At 64.6% G+C, this 14,533-nt stretch carries 17 protein-coding genes and 1 pseudogene; 11 read left to right on the forward strand and 7 right to left on the reverse strand.

Features of this window, described 5'->3' with window-relative positions:
* Positions 1–59: 59 nt before the first annotated feature.
* Genes G6P99_RS03445 through G6P99_RS03455 form a run of 3 tightly spaced genes read right to left on the reverse strand, consistent with a single transcriptional unit; the run spans position 60 to position 2,465 of the window.
* Positions 60–911 carry an alpha/beta fold hydrolase gene (locus tag G6P99_RS03445; RefSeq protein ID WP_165127264.1) on the reverse strand — a complete coding sequence of 284 codons (852 nt, stop codon included), beginning with the start codon at positions 909–911 and terminating at the stop codon, positions 60–62.
* On the reverse strand, positions 901–1,299 hold the full coding sequence (locus G6P99_RS03450) for a carboxymuconolactone decarboxylase family protein (protein ID WP_029080506.1): 399 nt from the start codon (positions 1,297–1,299) through the stop codon (positions 901–903). The genes G6P99_RS03445 and G6P99_RS03450 overlap by 11 nt, the downstream gene beginning before the upstream one ends.
* A gap of 23 nt (positions 1,300–1,322) precedes the next feature.
* On the reverse strand, positions 1,323–2,465 hold the full coding sequence (locus tag G6P99_RS03455) for an FAD-dependent monooxygenase (protein WP_165127266.1): 1,143 nt from the start codon (positions 2,463–2,465) through the stop codon (positions 1,323–1,325).
* A gap of 303 nt (positions 2,466–2,768) precedes the next feature.
* Here G6P99_RS03455 and G6P99_RS03460 point away from each other — a divergent pair, with 303 nt between their 5' ends.
* From G6P99_RS03460 to G6P99_RS03500, 9 genes are all read left to right on the forward strand, one after another.
* Positions 2,769–4,085, forward strand: a complete 1,317-nt coding sequence (locus G6P99_RS03460) for a dicarboxylate/amino acid:cation symporter (RefSeq protein ID WP_165127268.1) — start codon at positions 2,769–2,771, stop codon at positions 4,083–4,085.
* Between the two features lie 24 nt (positions 4,086–4,109).
* Positions 4,110–5,039 carry a LysR substrate-binding domain-containing protein gene (locus tag G6P99_RS03465; protein ID WP_165127270.1) on the forward strand — a complete coding sequence of 310 codons (930 nt, stop codon included), beginning with the start codon at positions 4,110–4,112 and terminating at the stop codon, positions 5,037–5,039.
* Between the two features lie 196 nt (positions 5,040–5,235).
* Positions 5,236–6,531: a potassium channel family protein gene (locus G6P99_RS03470; protein WP_165127272.1), complete on the forward strand. Its 1,296-nt coding sequence runs from the start codon at positions 5,236–5,238 to the stop codon at positions 6,529–6,531.
* A gap of 127 nt (positions 6,532–6,658) precedes the next feature.
* The gene (locus G6P99_RS03475) at positions 6,659–7,216 is read left to right on the forward strand and encodes a hypothetical protein (protein WP_156928540.1); all 558 of its coding nucleotides are present in this window, start codon (positions 6,659–6,661) and stop codon (positions 7,214–7,216) included.
* 290 nt (positions 7,217–7,506) lie between these two features.
* Positions 7,507–8,439 (forward strand): tripartite tricarboxylate transporter substrate-binding protein, encoded by a 933-nt coding sequence (locus tag G6P99_RS03480; protein ID WP_245284646.1) that lies wholly within the window; start codon positions 7,507–7,509, stop codon positions 8,437–8,439.
* Positions 8,440–8,690: 251 nt separating this feature from the next.
* Positions 8,691–9,407, forward strand: coding sequence for a septum site-determining protein MinC (gene minC, locus G6P99_RS03485; protein ID WP_029080501.1), 717 nt, complete (start codon positions 8,691–8,693; stop codon positions 9,405–9,407).
* A gap of 22 nt (positions 9,408–9,429) precedes the next feature.
* Positions 9,430–10,245, forward strand: coding sequence for a septum site-determining protein MinD (gene minD, locus G6P99_RS03490; protein ID WP_029080500.1), 816 nt, complete (start codon positions 9,430–9,432; stop codon positions 10,243–10,245).
* Positions 10,245–10,523: a cell division topological specificity factor MinE gene (minE, locus tag G6P99_RS03495; RefSeq protein WP_029080499.1), complete on the forward strand. Its 279-nt coding sequence runs from the start codon at positions 10,245–10,247 to the stop codon at positions 10,521–10,523. The genes minD and minE overlap by 1 nt, the downstream gene beginning before the upstream one ends.
* On the forward strand, positions 10,520–10,816 hold the full coding sequence (locus G6P99_RS03500) for a hypothetical protein (protein WP_029080498.1): 297 nt from the start codon (positions 10,520–10,522) through the stop codon (positions 10,814–10,816). The genes minE and G6P99_RS03500 overlap by 4 nt, the downstream gene beginning before the upstream one ends.
* Before the next feature lie 24 nt (positions 10,817–10,840).
* Here G6P99_RS03500 and G6P99_RS03505 read toward each other — a convergent pair whose 3' ends face one another.
* Positions 10,841–11,644: an NAD-dependent protein deacetylase gene (locus tag G6P99_RS03505; protein WP_165127274.1), complete on the reverse strand. Its 804-nt coding sequence runs from the start codon at positions 11,642–11,644 to the stop codon at positions 10,841–10,843.
* Between the two features lie 143 nt (positions 11,645–11,787).
* Here G6P99_RS03505 and G6P99_RS03510 point away from each other — a divergent pair, with 143 nt between their 5' ends.
* Positions 11,788–12,168: a c-type cytochrome gene (locus G6P99_RS03510; RefSeq protein ID WP_051346167.1), complete on the forward strand. Its 381-nt coding sequence runs from the start codon at positions 11,788–11,790 to the stop codon at positions 12,166–12,168.
* Between the two features lie 20 nt (positions 12,169–12,188).
* Here the strand turns inward: G6P99_RS03510 and G6P99_RS03515 are convergent, their stop codons facing one another.
* The 3 genes and pseudogenes from G6P99_RS03515 to G6P99_RS03525 form a co-directional block, all read right to left on the reverse strand.
* Positions 12,189–13,349, reverse strand: a complete 1,161-nt coding sequence (locus G6P99_RS03515) for a LysM peptidoglycan-binding domain-containing protein (protein WP_165127276.1) — start codon at positions 13,347–13,349, stop codon at positions 12,189–12,191.
* Between the two features lie 166 nt (positions 13,350–13,515).
* Positions 13,516–13,602: pseudogene (locus G6P99_RS03520) on the reverse strand (AsnC family transcriptional regulator); the annotation flags it as partial.
* A 60-nt stretch (positions 13,603–13,662) separates the two neighbouring features.
* Positions 13,663–13,869, reverse strand: coding sequence for a hypothetical protein (locus G6P99_RS03525; RefSeq protein WP_029080494.1), 207 nt, complete (start codon positions 13,867–13,869; stop codon positions 13,663–13,665).
* Positions 13,870–14,273: 404 nt separating this feature from the next.
* Between G6P99_RS03525 and G6P99_RS03530 the strand changes: the two genes are divergently transcribed.
* On the forward strand, positions 14,274–14,516 hold the full coding sequence (locus G6P99_RS03530; protein ID WP_029080493.1) for a hypothetical protein: 243 nt from the start codon (positions 14,274–14,276) through the stop codon (positions 14,514–14,516).
* The last annotated feature ends 17 nt before the right edge of the window (positions 14,517–14,533 follow it).

The following is a 14,533-nucleotide window of genomic DNA, read 5'->3' on the forward strand; positions in this document are numbered from 1 at the left end:
GCAGCCAGCCCGGTCCCATTTCGATAAGAGCTTACCGGATTGAGAATTCCTACTTTGCGCTATGCAAATCGAGCCAGTTCGCGCAAGTGCCCGTCGATAACAGTGTCGACCTCGTCTGGGTGATCCACCTGGGGCAGATGCCCGGCGCCGGGGATGATCGTCAGCCGGCAACTCAGCATCGCCGCTAGCTCGGTCATCGGCTGCACCAGCAACTGGTCGCGCGCGCCCACGATCATCGTAAGCGGCAGCCGCATCGTCTTCACACCGTCGAGATAGGCGAGGTCTTGAATCGCGCGGGCGCAGCCGATGAAGCCTTCGGGATTGGTCTCGTTGATGCAGTTCAGCAGCGCAGCTGTGATCGCAGGGCGCGCGGCGAGGAAGGCGGGTTCGAACCAGCGCTCGGCGGTTGGCGCGGCCAGCGGCGCTATGCCGCGCTCGCGCGCCAGCGCGATCCGGTCGTCCCATGCCGCGGCAAACGGCGGCGGCGCATCGGCGCGTGCGGCGATTGCGCACAGGCTGAGCAGGCGGTCGGGATGACGCACGCCGAGACCGAACGCCGTCATGCCGCCCTGCGAGACGCCGATCACATGAGCTTGCCGGATGCCGAAGTGGTCGAGTACCGCGACCGCATCCGCCACCAGATCATCCATGGTGTAGGGGCCGCGTGGCGCTTCCGAGTGTCCGTGACCGCGGCTGTCCAGTGCGAGCACGCGATAGCCGCGCCCGGCAAGGGCGATCGCCTGCCGATGCCAGATCGCGCTGCTGGTCAGGATCGAATGGCAGAGCAGCACCGGCGTCCCGCGCTCGGGGCCGCCGGCACGGACGCTGAGCCGCCCGGCCTGTCCCTGCACATCGTGCCGGACAAAGCCCTGCCATGCGGCTGATACGATCGGGGCCGGTTCAGTCGACAAGACCCATCTCCGCAAAGACGTCCTTGGCGATGCGGAAGCTGTCGAGCCCGGCGGGCATGCCGCAATAGACCGCGATCTGCAGGAACACCTCGCGCAGCTCGGTCTTGCTCAGGCCGTTGTTGAGCGCGCCGCGGATATGCACCTTGAGCTCGTGCGGCCGGTTGAGCGCCGCGATCATGCCGAGGTTGAGCAGGCTGCGGCTGCGCTTGTCGAGATCAGGGCGATTCCAGATCTCGTCCCAGCAATATTCGGTCGCGAGCTTCTGGATCGGCCAGTTGAAATCGTCGGCGGCCTTCAGCGATCGCTCGACATAGGCGTCGCCGAGCACGGTGCGGCGGGTCTTGAGGCCGCGCTCGAACTTCTCGCCGCGGGGGTTTGCGTCGGTCATCGTCTTCTCCTGTTGAGCTGTGGTCAGGCCAGCGCCGGCTCAGCGAGCGGCGCGGTCCAGGCGTCGTAGCCGTAGACCCAGTCCGGATCGGTCGGGTTCTTGAGCCAGGTGTTGGTCCGCGAGCTCGACTGCACGCGCGAGGTCCTAAGCTTGCGCGTCGCCTCGAAGCAGCGGAAGGCCTCGGCGACGCCGTCGCGATCGACGCCCTTCAGGCACCGCGACAGCACCGCCGCATCCTCGATCGCCATCGCCGCGCCCTGCGCCATGTAGGGCGTCATCGGATGGCAGGCGTCGCCGAGCAGCGTGATGTTGCCGTCGCTCCAGCGCGGCAGCGGATCGCGGTCGACCAGCGCCCATTTGTGCACCGACGGGCAGGCTTCAAGCACATGACGGACCTGGGGATGGAAGCCTTCGAACGCCTTGCGTAATTCGCTGACGTCGCCGGTGGCCGACCATGATTCCACGGTGAAGCCGGGCTCCGGCTGGCTGGTGACGAAGTAGACCTCGCCACGGTCCGGCTTGACGTAGTAGATGACGATGTGGCGATCCGGCCCCCACCATTTGGTGCAATCGTCGATCGGATAGCCGTTGAGCAGCGATGCCGGGAATACGGTGCGATAGGCGATGCGGCCGGTGAAGTTCGGCTCGTCGCGGCCGAACAGCCGCTCCTTGACGAAGGAATGCACGCCGTCTGCGGCCACCACGGCGTCGACCGTCGCGGTGTGGCCGTTGGCGAAGGTCAGCGCCACCGAGCGGTCGGCGCGCTGTTCGATCGCGGTCAGCTTGTGGTCGAGGCGGACGAGGTTGTCAGGCACGGCGCTGGCGAGCGCCGCATGCAGGTCGCCGCGATGCCCGAGCAGATAAGGTGCGCCATAGCGCTCCTCGGCGGCGGGACCGAACACCATGTCGAAGCGCACCGCGCCGGTGTCGTATTCCTTGTTGTTCCAGGAGCGCGGATAGAACGCCTCGCGGCGCAGCACCGGCTCCAGGTCCCACGCCCGCATCACCTTCATGGCGTTGCAGCCGATCTGGATGCCGGCGCCCAGCCGGGTGAAGCGCTGGGCCTGTTCGTACACCGTCACATCAACCCCTGCGCGGGTCAGCGCTGCCGCGGAGGCAAGTCCGCCCATGCCGGCGCCGATCACTGCCACCGAAAGTCTGCTCATTGTCACTCCTCACAGCTTGCGCCGGTTGCCGACCGCTTCCCCGTCTTTGTCGTTCAAAGCGGGAGGCGCCCGCAAACGAGTAATGCTGACGGAGCGTGAGGTGGGCTCACGCGGCCCGCCGTCGGCCGCGCGCCCTTCGAATCAGGCCGACGCCGGCCTGTGAGCTGAGGTCACGCTGCCTGAGCTTAACTCGTTTGCGCGTTACGCAATCGCCCGCCAACGTCCCGCCGCTGCCGCATCGGTGCGTTTGCCGATGAAGTCACTCGCGCGGCCAACATCAAGATGTTCCGAGGATCGACGCCCATGTCCACCATCACCAATGACGGCGCCACCCGTCTCGACGCTGCTGCTGCGCCCTGGCATGAGCGCCTCTACGTCCAGGTGCTGATCGGCATCGCGCTGGGCGCGCTGGTCGGCTATCTCTGGCCGGATATCGGCGCAGCGCTGAAGCCGCTCGGCGACGCCTTGATCAAGATGATCAAGATGGCGATCGCGCCGATCGTCTTCCTCACCGTGGTGCACGGCATTGCGAGCCTCGGCGACATGCGCAAGGCCGGACGGATCGGCGTGAAAGCCCTGATCTATTTCGAGGTCGCGACGACGGCGGCGCTGATCCTCGGTCTGATCGTGATCAATCTGGCGCGCCCCGGCGTCGGCATGCACGTCTCGCCCGATACGCTGGATTCCCGCCTCGTCGCCTCCTACGTGACCCAGTCGCACGACCAGTCGGTCGTCGGCTTCCTGATGAACGTGATTCCGTCGACCGTCGGCGGCGCGTTCACCAGCGGCGACACGCTCCAGGTGCTGTTCTTCGCAGTGCTGTTCGGCATCGCCCTGCAACGCTTCGGCGAGGGCGGCAAGCCCGTGCTGCAGGCGATCGAGAGGCTGTCGAAGATCCTCTTCATCCTGATCGGCATGATCATGCGGATCGCGCCGATCGGCGCGTTCGGCGCCATGGCCTTCACCATCGGCAAGTACGGCGCCGGCTCGATCGTCGCCTTGTCGCATTTCATGCTGGTGTTTTATCTCACCTGCCTGCTGTTCGTGATCGTCGGGCTCGGCATCGTGTCGCGCCTTGCGGGCTTCAGCATCTTCAAGCTGATCCGCTATCTCCGGGAAGAGCTGCTGCTGGTGCTCGGACTATCAGGCTCGGAATCGGTGATGCCGCGTTTCATCGACAAGATGAAAGCCGCCGGTTGCGCGGAATCGACGGTCGGCCTGGTGATCCCGACGGGCTACACCTTCAATCTCGACGGCACCTGCATCTATTTGACCATGGCCAGCGTGTTTCTCGCCCAGGCCACCGATACACCGATGTCCCTGGTTCAGCAGATCGGTCTCGTCGTGGTCTGCCTCCTGACGTCGAAGGGCGCCGCTGCCGTGCCGGGCAGCGGCTTCATCGTGCTGGCGGCGACGCTGGGCTCGATCGGCCATGTTCCGGTGGCGAGCATTGCGCTGCTGCTCGGCATCGACCGCTTCATGTCCGAAGCGCGGGCGCTGACCAACTTCATCGGCACGGCGGTCGCGACCGTGGTGGTGTCGCGCTGGGAAGGCGACCTCGATCGCGCCCAGTTCGTCCGCGCCCTCGACAATCCGGACGCCACCACGCTATCCTCCTGAGCCTTGCGGAGACGCGACACGATCATGAGAAAGTTGCCACCGCTCAATGCGGTGCGAACGTTCGAGGCGGCGGCGCGGCATGTCAGCTTCACCAAGGCCGCCGAAGAGCTGCTCGTCACCCACGGCGCCGTCAGCCGCCAGGTCGCGCTTCTCGAGGAGTGGTTCGGCGTCAAACTGTTCCGCCGCGCGCCCTCGCAACTGACGCTGACCGCGGCCGGGCAGATCTACTATCGCGAGGTCACGGCGATCCTCGATCGCCTTGCGCTCGCCTCGATGGACATGAAGCAGTACGGCTCGCCGTCGGTGCTGCGCGTCAGCGCACCGCCGACGTTTGCGATGCGCTGGCTGATCCGCCGCATCTCCTCGTTCCAGCGCATGCGCGCCGATGTCGAGCTGCGGCTGCTCACTTCGATCGGGCCGCTCAACGTCAACGACCGCTCGTTCGACGTCGCGATCCGCGGCAATGTCGGCGAGCCGGTCGGCTGGATGTCGCAGCATTTCATGACCGAGCTGATCGCGCCGGTCTGCCATGTCGACCTGTTGACACGCGGGCGGCTCGCCACTCCCGACGACCTGCGGCACCATACCCTCATCACCTATTTGACCGAGCCCTACGACTGGCCGCGCTGGCTCGCCCAGGCCGGCGCCGAGATGAGCGCGGATCAGGAGACGCTGCGGTTCGAGCAGATGTTCTTCGCGCTGCAGGCGACGCTGGAGCGGATCGGCATCGGGCTGTTTCCGCTGTTTCTCGTGATCGACGAACTGATGGCCGGCCAGCTCTGCCTGCCGTTCGGCGACCTCGGCCTGCGCAAGCGCGAATACCGCTCGTTCTATCTCGCCGACAATGAAAGCGCCGGTGCCATCGCCGACTTCACCGCATGGCTCGCCGATGCCGGCCGCGAGACCGAGCAATTCATGATGGACTGGGGCACGTCGAAGGGCTGGAGCTTCTAGACAAGTGAAGCGTGGGCTTGGAGGTCAGGGGTACCCTTGCGTGTATTGCGGGGCCGGGCAATACTCGCGCCTCAGGCGCGACACCTGAAGACAACAATTGCTCATTTCGTACTGTCATCGCTCCACCGATGAGAGCGACCGGGATTTCGATCGGCGTACAGGAAAATTTCGTTAGCGCGGAGCCGTCGTCCAACCCATGCCGCTCTGGACAGAGATACGAACGCCGGCATCGTGGCTGCGGCTTCGGGACATCACCCTCACCGAAGGTCCTTTCGTCGGCGCCGCGGGATTGTATGTGCTGGCGTGCTGGATGCTGGTCGCGGCCGTCGCGAGCGGCGCTCCGGATCCCACAGAAGGCGCGCGCACGACCTACTGGACGCTGCTGTTGCTGACGGGGGGCCTCTACCTCAGCGCCCGCGCCGTCATGCGCGTCTTCCAGCCACGTTATCGGCGCCGCCTGCTGTTGACGATCGTCACGAGCTATACCGCAGTGATCCTGATCTTCGCGGGCACCTATTACGTGTTCTGTGCGCTCAGCGACCAAAGCCAGGCACGCGCGATCGCTGCGCTGTACGACGACTGGAACGGGAAGAACGCGGCGGACCGGGCCAAAATGCGGCTCGATCCGATCGACCGGCGAGCGTTCAAAAGCACGGAGAGCCTGTGGAGCGTGGCAGGTTTCGATCTGAACGCCTGGGAGAAGAAGGATTATGCCGAGGCCTTCACCAAGGCCCAGGAGCAAGGACAGCGCCAGCTCAAGCTGAAATTCGCCGATGGCATGAGGCCGATGACGTTGCTGGATTGCCTCCATTTCAGCGTCGTCACCATGACCACGACCGGATACGGCGACATCACCCCGGCGCGGCTCTACTCCAAGCTCACCGCCGATCTGCAGATCCTGTTCGGCCTGGCGATCCTGGTGATCGCCCTCGGCATGCTGTTCGGCAACTGGTGGCGGACCGATATGGTCGAAGAGATTCGCGAGCGGATCCAACTCGGCGAGTTCGACTTCCGCAATGCGTTCTGGCACGGGCGCTCACCCGCGCTGCGGACCGATGAGGCGATCCGCGAGGAGCGGGAAGCGGGTGATCCGCCGCCGGTCTGTCCGTGGTGCGCGTCGCCGCGGACGCTTCGTTTTCCCAACCTGTTCACCGCACCTGCGGCGCCGAGACGCTACGATCCGCGACGCGATGTCTTGACCTTCGTTGTGCTGCTGTCGGTTGCGACCTATCTCATCTACGCGATCGTACCGGAGGCGCGTTTCGCCAGCCTGCCCGGCCTCCTGCGCTGGACGGTCAGCACCGTGCTGATCGCCATCGTCGCGGCCCTGATGCGAATCCCTCTCGTCCTTGCTTGCGACCGGATCTATGCCCCTTTGGAGCAGAAGTGGCGAGCTGAATATGACGATGCCTTGACGACCTATTTCAACTCCTGGGCCTGCGAGGCCTGCCGCAGGCTGTTCATCGTGCCGGGGAAGCGCACTCCGCCATAACTGATGGCAGTGGCGATCATATTCCTTGTTGCAACTTTTTGGTGTGTCGTCTCCGCGGGTTATGTTAAAGTCGCCTGCATTGCTGATCGAGCGCTTTACGTCCTGTGATCTATTTGAGGAGGTGGAAATGTTCGCCAGAATATTGCTTGCGGGCATCGCGGCAATGCTGCTTGCAGCTCCGGCACACGCGCAAGCGCCAGCGGTGAGGGCGTTGCTCTCAGAAATCGGCGCCACATCGGCAGCTCGCCAGATTGCTACAGCAGTTGGCCGGCGCAGCGATCTCGCCCTGAAGATCATGGAAGGGGTCGGCTTCAAGGTCGAGTCGGAGGCGGCCGCGGCCCAGCAATGGCGAATGCTGTCGACCGAGCAATTGGGGACGATCATCACCCACGACGATCATCTGACGCGCCAGTTTCTCAGCTCTCAGCGGCTGACGGCGGAAGATCGCGATCTCTGGTACTCCGGGATCAACACGATCCGGAGGAACCGGATCGGTCTGGACGCCCTGGCTTCGCCTGATTCATCGGGACTTGCCAAGGCGCCGGCCGTGACGAGCGAACCCACCGTCTCCTGCGGTCAGTTTTGCCGAGCGATGCTTCGTGATGCCGGTGTTACAGCCGGAGTCTCGTCGACCGTACCACTGAGCACGTATATCGACGCGTTGTTGAAAAAAGACAGCAAATAGTAATCGGCGATCTCTCGGCCGGATTCGTCACGCATGAGCTGCACAAAATTGCGGCGCGCCTTGAGTTCGGGTGGACGTTGATTGACGTCTGTGCCGCTTGCATCGGTTGCAACCGTGCCCCCTTCCTCGCCGCAGCAACGATGTTCGAAGCCGCCGAATAGTGCTAGCGATTGCAAGGCCCGGTCGGGCCGGACCGCAGGGCGCCGGCACTCTGACAACAGATGGGGGAACGCACATTGCCAGGCATCTCTCGCCGGCCATTCCTGCAACTCGCGCTCGGCGCCGCGACGTTGCCGCTTGCTTCGCCCGGCGTTCGCGCGGAGACGCTTGCGCGCCCGGTCACGATGATCGTGCCGTTCGCCGCCGGCGGGCCGACCGATGTGCTGGCGCGCATCCTCGCCGAATATATGCGCAACACGCTCGGCCATCCCGTCATCATCGAGAATGTCACGGGCGCCTCCGGCACGGTCGCGGGGCTGCGCGCGTCGCGCGCGGCGCCTGATGGCACCACGATCACGATCGGGCATTGGGGCACGCATTGCCTCAACGGCGCGATCTATCAGCTGCAGTATGACGTGCGGGAATTTGCGCAGATTGCGCTGATCGCAAGCGGGCCGCAGCTCGTGATCGGTCGGCCCGATCTGCCGGCGCAGAATCTGAAGGAGTTGATCGGCTGGCTCAAGGCTAATGGCGGCAAGGCGACATCGGGCACTGCAGGTCCGGGATCGGGCGCGCATGTTGCAGGCGTGTTCTTCCAGCAGCTCACGGAGACGAACTTCTCCTTCGTGCCGTATCGCGGCGCCGGTCCGGCGCTGAACGATCTGATGGCCGGACATATCGACATCATGTTCGATCAGGCCTCCAACTCGCTGCCGCAGGTGAAGAGCGGGACCGTGAAGGCCTTTGCGGTGACCCAGTCGTCGCGCCTCGCATCGGCGCCGGAGATTCCGACGGTCGATGAAGCCGGATTGCCGGGTCTCCATATCGCCTATTGGCACGGCATCTGGGCGCCGAAGGGTACGCCCGCCGAGATCGTGTCGACACTGTCGAAGGCAGTGATATCAGCGCTCGCCGAGCCCGCGGTCCGGCTACGCTTCGCCGAACTCGGGCAGGAAATTCCGCCGCCGGACCGGCAAGGCCCCGTCGCGCTGCGCGACCATCAGGCCGCCGAGGTCGAGAAATGGTGGCCGATCGTCAAGTCCGCCAACATCAAGGCGGAGTAGCCGTAATCATCTGAATTAAAAGAGAGAGAGCGTAGTTTGGCATGCGCCGTCGCCGCGACGTTGATCCGCTCCGTCGGCCCCCAAAAGAGCGTTCGCCCGCGCATTTGCGATCTTGCTCGGCCGCGTCGCAAAAAAATCGGTCAGGCGACCGCCGCCGACTCAAATCAGTGAAAACACCCAGCTTCGTTAACCATTGATTAACCATGCGGGCCGATTGTTAACCATTCGAAAAGACAGCCGAGTCAGAGTCGATGGACGCAACTCAACAGGTCGCACGTCAGCAGGTCCGCATGCGCGGCCGTTCCTATGTTGCGTTCGTTTTCTCGCCGGTCGTGCCGGTCGTGTCCTGGCTTGCCGAGATTGACGCGACACTGGCGAAGTCGCCGGGCTTCTTCACCGGCAAGCCCATCGTGCTCGATTTGTCGGCCGTCGATCTCAGCCAGACCGCAATCGCGCATCTGGTTGGCAGCCTGGGGGAACGCAACATCCGCATCCTCGGCATCGAGGGCGTCGACGAATCGAAGCTCGGCACCAACATGCCGCCGCTTCTGACCGGCGGCCGGGCCTGCGCGATCACCCATGTCGAGCCGAAGACGCCGCAGGTGCAGGAAAAAAGCAAGGACAAGGACAAGAGCAAATTGCCGTCGCTGTTGCTGGAGAGCCCGGTCCGCTCCGGCCAGTCGATCGTGTTTGCCGAGGGCGACGTCACCGTGCTCGGGTCGGTCGGCTCCGGCGCCGAGGTCGTCGCCGGCGGCTCGATCCATGTCTACGGCACGCTGCGCGGCCGCGCGATGGCCGGAATCAACGGCAATTCGGCGGCTCGCATCTTCTGCCAGAGGATCGAGGCCGAGCTGCTCGCCATCGACGGCTATTACCAGACCGCTGAACAAATCTCTGACAGCTTGCGCAACCGGCCCGCCCAGGCGTGGCTCGAGGGCGAAATGCTGCGCATCACAGCTTTGAACTGACCGACCACAAGGAGAGAGAGAAATGGCCAAGGTTTTGGTCGTGACGTCTGGGAAGGGAGGAGTCGGCAAGACGACCTCCACCGCCGCGCTCGGCGCGGCGCTCGCGCAAATGGGCCAGAACGTCGTCGTCATCGACTTCGACGTTGGCCTGCGTAACCTCGATTTGGTGATGGGCGCGGAGCGGCGGGTCGTATTCGACCTTATCAACGTGGTGCAGGGCGTCGCAAAACTGCCGCAGGCCCTGATCCGCGACAAGCGGCTGGAGAACCTCTGGCTGCTGCCGGCGTCGCAGACCCGCGACAAGGACGCGCTGACCGAAGAGGGCGTCAAGCGTGTCATCGCGGATCTCAAGACCAAGTTCGACTGGATCCTGTGCGACAGCCCGGCCGGTATCGAACGTGGCGCGACGCTCGCGATGCGCTACGCCGACGAGGCCATCATCGTCACCAATCCGGAAGTGTCGTCGGTGCGCGACTCCGACCGCATCATCGGCATGCTGGACTCCAAGACGGCTCGCGCCGAGCGCGGCGAACGGGTCGAGAAGCATCTGCTGGTCACCCGCTACGATGCCGGCCGCGCCGCCCGCGGCGAGATGCTGTCGATCGACGATATCCTGGAAATCCTTGCGACCCCCTTGCTCGGCATTGTCCCGGAAAGCCAGGACGTGCTGCGCGCCTCCAATGTCGGCTGTCCGGTGACGCTGAACAATGCCGGCAGCGCGCCGGCGCGCGCATATAGCGACGCGGTGCGGCGCCTGATGGGCGAGCAGATCGAAATGAAGGTGCCGGTCGAGCGAAAGGGGCTCATGGACCGGCTGCTGCGACGGAGGGCTGCGTGATGAACCTGATGCGGCTCTTTGGCGGCCGTGCAGGGTCCGCCCCCGTGGCACGGGAGCGGCTGCAAATCCTGCTCGCGCATGAGCGTGGCCGGAGCGGTGCGCCCGATCTTCTGGAGACCCTCCGCTCGGAAATCCTGAGCGTGGTGTCCAAACATGTCGATCTTGATCCCGACAAGATCGTGATCCGGATGGATCGCGGCAAGTTCGTCTCGATGCTCGAGGTCGACATCGAGGTTCCCAACGGCGTGCAACGATCGAAGATGGTGGCGGCCTCATGACGGCAGACAGCGACAGCCATATTGCCTGGCAGCGCGCGCAGCTGAAGAAGCTGCGCGCGGCGTTGAAGGCGATCGAGGCCGATCAGCTCGGCAAGGCCAATTGCGGGCGCGCGACGCAGATGACGATCGACGAATTGCAGCGCAAGATTGGCGAATCAGGCCGCTGCATCGCCGAGTATGAGCGCCGTACCCGTCGCCCGCTGGCGACGGATCTCGGCAGCCTCGCCAGCGTGAGCTGGACGCACTGGAACGCCAACATGCCGATGGCCAAATCGCAGCGCCATCGGGCGTGAGAGCAGACGCGAGCGAGCGCTGATCTACAGCAGAAACGACAGCGCGGTCTCGCACTGGTCCTCGACCTTGAGCGTGAGCAGGTCGTCGGCTCGGGTGCGGCCGAGATTGACGGCGGCAATTGGCAACCCGCGTTGCTCGGCCATCCGTACGAAGCGGAAGCCGGAATAGACCATCAGCGAGGAGCCGACGATCAGCAGCGCGTCGGCCTGTTCGAGATGCGTCTGCGCCGAAGCGACCGTGTCGCGCGGCACGTTCTCGCCGAAGAACACCACATCAGGCTTCAGCACGCCGCCGCAGGCTTCGCAGGCCGGCACCACGAACGACGAGAAATCCTGTTCGAGGTCGGCGTCGCCGTCGGGCGCATCGGTGGCATCGAGCGCGAGCCAGGCAGGGTTCAGCCGCGCCAGTTCGCCCTGAAATTGTTCGCGCGGCATCGTCGTGCCGCAGCTGAGGCAGCGGACCACGTCGAGGCGGCCGTGCAGGTCGATCACGCGCTGGCTGCCCGCGGCCTGGTGCAAACGATCGACGTTCTGGGTCAACAGTAGCTCGCAGCGGCCCTGTTGCTCGAGCTTGGCCAGAGCGCGATGCGCACCATTCGGTATCGCGCGGCCGAACCGCCGCCAGCCGACCATGCTGCGCGCCCAATAGCGCTGCCGCGTCGCCGCCTCGCCCAAAAATGCCTGGATGGTGACCGGGCGCGTCCGCTTCCAGTTGCCGTCGCTGTCGCGATAGTCGGGAATCCCGGAATTGGTGCTGCAGCCGGCTCCGGTCAGGACAAACAGGCGTTGATGGCTGGTGATGAAATCCTGGAGGGCGGGGTGCTGCATGGCAGCACATCTAGTGCGGCGGCTGGGCGTGCGCCAGATGCAGGGGCTTGCCGTGCGAGGACCTTTCATGCGGCCTCTGCGTTGACGGCATGGCACAAGCGACGCGGTGTTGCGAGCTTGCGCGGTTGCCGACGGAGCGATCGATGCGGCCCAGATTCATCGTCCTGCTTTGCGCACTGGCGTTCCTGCCGCTGCTGCCGTCCCATGGCCAGGATGCGGGCGTGTCCGGCGAGCAGGCGTTCAACAATTCCTGCCGCACCTGCCACACCGTCAAGGACGGCGACAACCGTGTCGGCCCGCATCTACACAACATCGTCGGCCGCAAGGCCGGATCGGTGGCGAATTTTCCCTACTCGGAGGCGATGAAATCATCCGACATCATCTGGGATGAGCGCACGCTGCTGCGCTTCATCGAGGATCCCGAAGCCGTGGTGTCGGGCAACGGCATGAAGCCGTATACCGGCGTGCGTTCGGCGGAGGATCGCGCCGGGATCGTGGCCTTCCTGAAATCTCCGGGCAAATGACCGCCGACGGAACGCCGATCTCACCGCGCCGGCAGGACGAAGACCTGGCCGGGATAGATCAAGTTGGGATTGCGGATCTGCAGCGCGTTTGCCCGATAGATCACCGCGTAGCGCTGCCCGGCGCCGAGCGCGCGCTGGCTGATCCGCCACAGACTGTCGCCGCGGGCAACGGTGGTCGTCGTGATCTTCGGCACGATCACGGCGGAGGGTGAGCTCACTGCCGCTGTGGTTGTCGCCGCCGCGAGCTGCGGTGTGGCCACATCCGCACGGCCGGATGATGCTGCAGGCGCCGGGATCGACGCGGTCGTCGTCGTGTCCGGAACGTTGAACGGCACCTCGGCACGCGCGCGGACCTTGCCGGAGCCCGGGTCGACGTCGTCAAGCCGGACCCGATAATCGCCGGCCGTTACGCCCTTGTTGATCGTGACCGAGAGGTGCCCCGCCTCGTCGGCCGTGGCGGATGTGATCAAGCTGTCGTTGAGATAGAGCCTGATGGTCGCGCCGGGAGCTGCCCGACCGCTGACATGGAGCTTGCCGCCCGGCTCGGTCTCGACGGCCTCGACAGCCACCTTTCCGGCCGCTGGCGCCGCGGCCGCAGGTTGCGACAGTACCCGGATCGGCTTGTCCGGCGTCATCAGCGCCACCATCGGCCGCTCCCTTGCCGCAGCCTCGAGCGCCACGGCCACGCTCTGCTTGGAGGTCACCTGCTTGCCGTCACGCGTGATTCGCAGGGTCAGGTCATAGTTTCCCGGCGGAAGCGGGCGCGGAACCATGACGAACTGGCCGGATGTATCAGCCACGATGCGATCGTGCACCTCGCCATTGCGCAGCAATTCCACCGTCGCGCCCGGCACTGCCCTGCCGGCGACAACGGTCTCGCCGGTCGGCTCGATGCTGACGACGTCGAACTCCGGCACCGCATCGCTGCCCGGTGCTGGCGGCGGTCCCGCCAACACGTTGGCGAGCGCCGCGGTCTCGGTTTGCGCCTTTGCCAGCGGCGTCTTGTCCTGGTCTTGCGCGGGAACCGTCGGCGCGGATGGCGCCGTCGCCATCAAAGGCGTGCTCACGCCGAGGATTTGCTGGGTTTGGTGGATGCCGTAGACCAGCGCCGCCGTGCCGCCGGCGGCAAGTGCCAGCAACGGTATCGCCAGTCTGATCGCCGTGACGTTCATGATCGTCATCCGCGGATGTCCCCGCGCGTCCGCGCGCGCCCCTGCAGCCTGAGGGGATTCCGGGTGAGACTGCGCCGATTTGCGCTGCCCATCAAGTCGAATGAGAGGATTACTCCTCCCGGGCCGCCTGGCCGACCGAGCTCACCGCCACTCTGCGGCATTGATCATGTCAGGCTCAGAACTCCGGTGCCGCATTGTCCACCACCTCCTTCATGACGAAGAAGGAGCGGGTCTGCCGCACGCCGGGCGGCGCGCTCAACCGGTCGCCACGGACGCGCTTGAAGCCGTCGACCTGCGCCGATTTTCGACGGCTGCGCATTGCCTATTGAGAGTACGAGAGCTGCTCTTCCGTCACCACGCGCTCGATGTTGCCTGCCTTGCTCCTGATGCGGTATCGAAGCCGCCCGTCTGCTTCAATCGGCATGCGTTGAACGATGGTGTAGACCGCCGGCTGATCGGCCTCGGCACGACCTTGCGGCCCCTGGGCCCGGTGGTGAACGTCTTCATTCAGCTTGTAGGCATATGACATCTATCCACCTCTGCAGTTTTGGGGTGCTCTAGAGCATTTTCGGTTCTGATTAAATCAGAACCGAAGCTCCAGCTTTTTTGTTTTGACGCGTTTTCTTCACGCGAACCGGTGTCCACTCCGCTCGAAAACGCTCTAACGCAGGACTGTGCCGTGACGCAATGGAGCTGTGGCTTCCTGTATCGACGCGACTTGCTGCTTCGATTGCCGCGTCAGGCCTCTCTGGAGTCCGCAGGAGCACGTAAGTCACATTGACCGAATACGCGGCAAATAGCCACCGAAACCTCGCCTTCGACGAAGGCTGTATGAGGGCGTTGGAAGGGTTCCCCAGCCATTTTGTGCGGCCTCAATTGCCATTTGATCTCCGCAGGCAGATGCTGCCAGCAAAAAGCGCAAGGGAGAGCAGCATGAGCAAGCCAGGTCTCGACAATCGGCATCCCAACAAGGACGGCGAAATCAGCGGCAAGCACGGCAACACGCTGCTGCGCACCTTGCGCAAGGTTTACGGGCCGGGTTTCGCGGCGGGTTATCCCGAAACCGAGAAGTTGAGCGATGTCCTGGCCGCACTGAATGAGACGTCGCTGAGCCAACTCCGCAGAGATCATCAGACCGGCCATCTCGGGCACAAGATCGCCAAAGCTTCGAAGTAGGTTGCCGAGCGGAGCTA

The organism is Bradyrhizobium sp. 6(2017), from assembly GCF_011058295.2.
GTDB classification, from domain to species: Bacteria; Pseudomonadota; Alphaproteobacteria; order Rhizobiales; family Xanthobacteraceae; genus Bradyrhizobium; species Bradyrhizobium septentrionale.

Bases quoted from the DNA above. Each gene is read 5' to 3' on its own strand.
- G6P99_RS03510 (WP_051346167.1), top strand. From the start codon at position 11,788: ATGCGGCCCAGATTCATCGTCCTGCTTTGCGCACTGGCGTTCCTGCCG.
- G6P99_RS03475 (WP_156928540.1), top strand. From the start codon at position 6,659: ATGTTCGCCAGAATATTGCTTGCGGGCATCGCGGCAATGCTGCTTGCA.
- G6P99_RS03505 (WP_165127274.1), bottom strand. From the start codon at position 11,644: ATGCAGCACCCCGCCCTCCAGGATTTCATCACCAGCCATCAACGCCTG.
- G6P99_RS03500 (WP_029080498.1), top strand. From the start codon at position 10,520: ATGACGGCAGACAGCGACAGCCATATTGCCTGGCAGCGCGCGCAGCTG.
- G6P99_RS03460 (WP_165127268.1), top strand. From the start codon at position 2,769: ATGTCCACCATCACCAATGACGGCGCCACCCGTCTCGACGCTGCTGCT.
- minE (WP_029080499.1), top strand. From the start codon at position 10,245: ATGAACCTGATGCGGCTCTTTGGCGGCCGTGCAGGGTCCGCCCCCGTG.
- G6P99_RS03450 (WP_029080506.1), bottom strand. From the start codon at position 1,299: ATGACCGACGCAAACCCCCGCGGCGAGAAGTTCGAGCGCGGCCTCAAG.
- minC (WP_029080501.1), top strand. From the start codon at position 8,691: ATGGACGCAACTCAACAGGTCGCACGTCAGCAGGTCCGCATGCGCGGC.
- minD (WP_029080500.1), top strand. From the start codon at position 9,430: ATGGCCAAGGTTTTGGTCGTGACGTCTGGGAAGGGAGGAGTCGGCAAG.
- G6P99_RS03525 (WP_029080494.1), bottom strand. From the start codon at position 13,869: ATGTCATATGCCTACAAGCTGAATGAAGACGTTCACCACCGGGCCCAG.
- G6P99_RS03470 (WP_165127272.1), top strand. From the start codon at position 5,236: ATGCCGCTCTGGACAGAGATACGAACGCCGGCATCGTGGCTGCGGCTT.
- G6P99_RS03530 (WP_029080493.1), top strand. From the start codon at position 14,274: ATGAGCAAGCCAGGTCTCGACAATCGGCATCCCAACAAGGACGGCGAA.
- G6P99_RS03515 (WP_165127276.1), bottom strand. From the start codon at position 13,349: ATGACGATCATGAACGTCACGGCGATCAGACTGGCGATACCGTTGCTG.
- G6P99_RS03465 (WP_165127270.1), top strand. From the start codon at position 4,110: ATGAGAAAGTTGCCACCGCTCAATGCGGTGCGAACGTTCGAGGCGGCG.
- G6P99_RS03455 (WP_165127266.1), bottom strand. From the start codon at position 2,465: ATGAGCAGACTTTCGGTGGCAGTGATCGGCGCCGGCATGGGCGGACTT.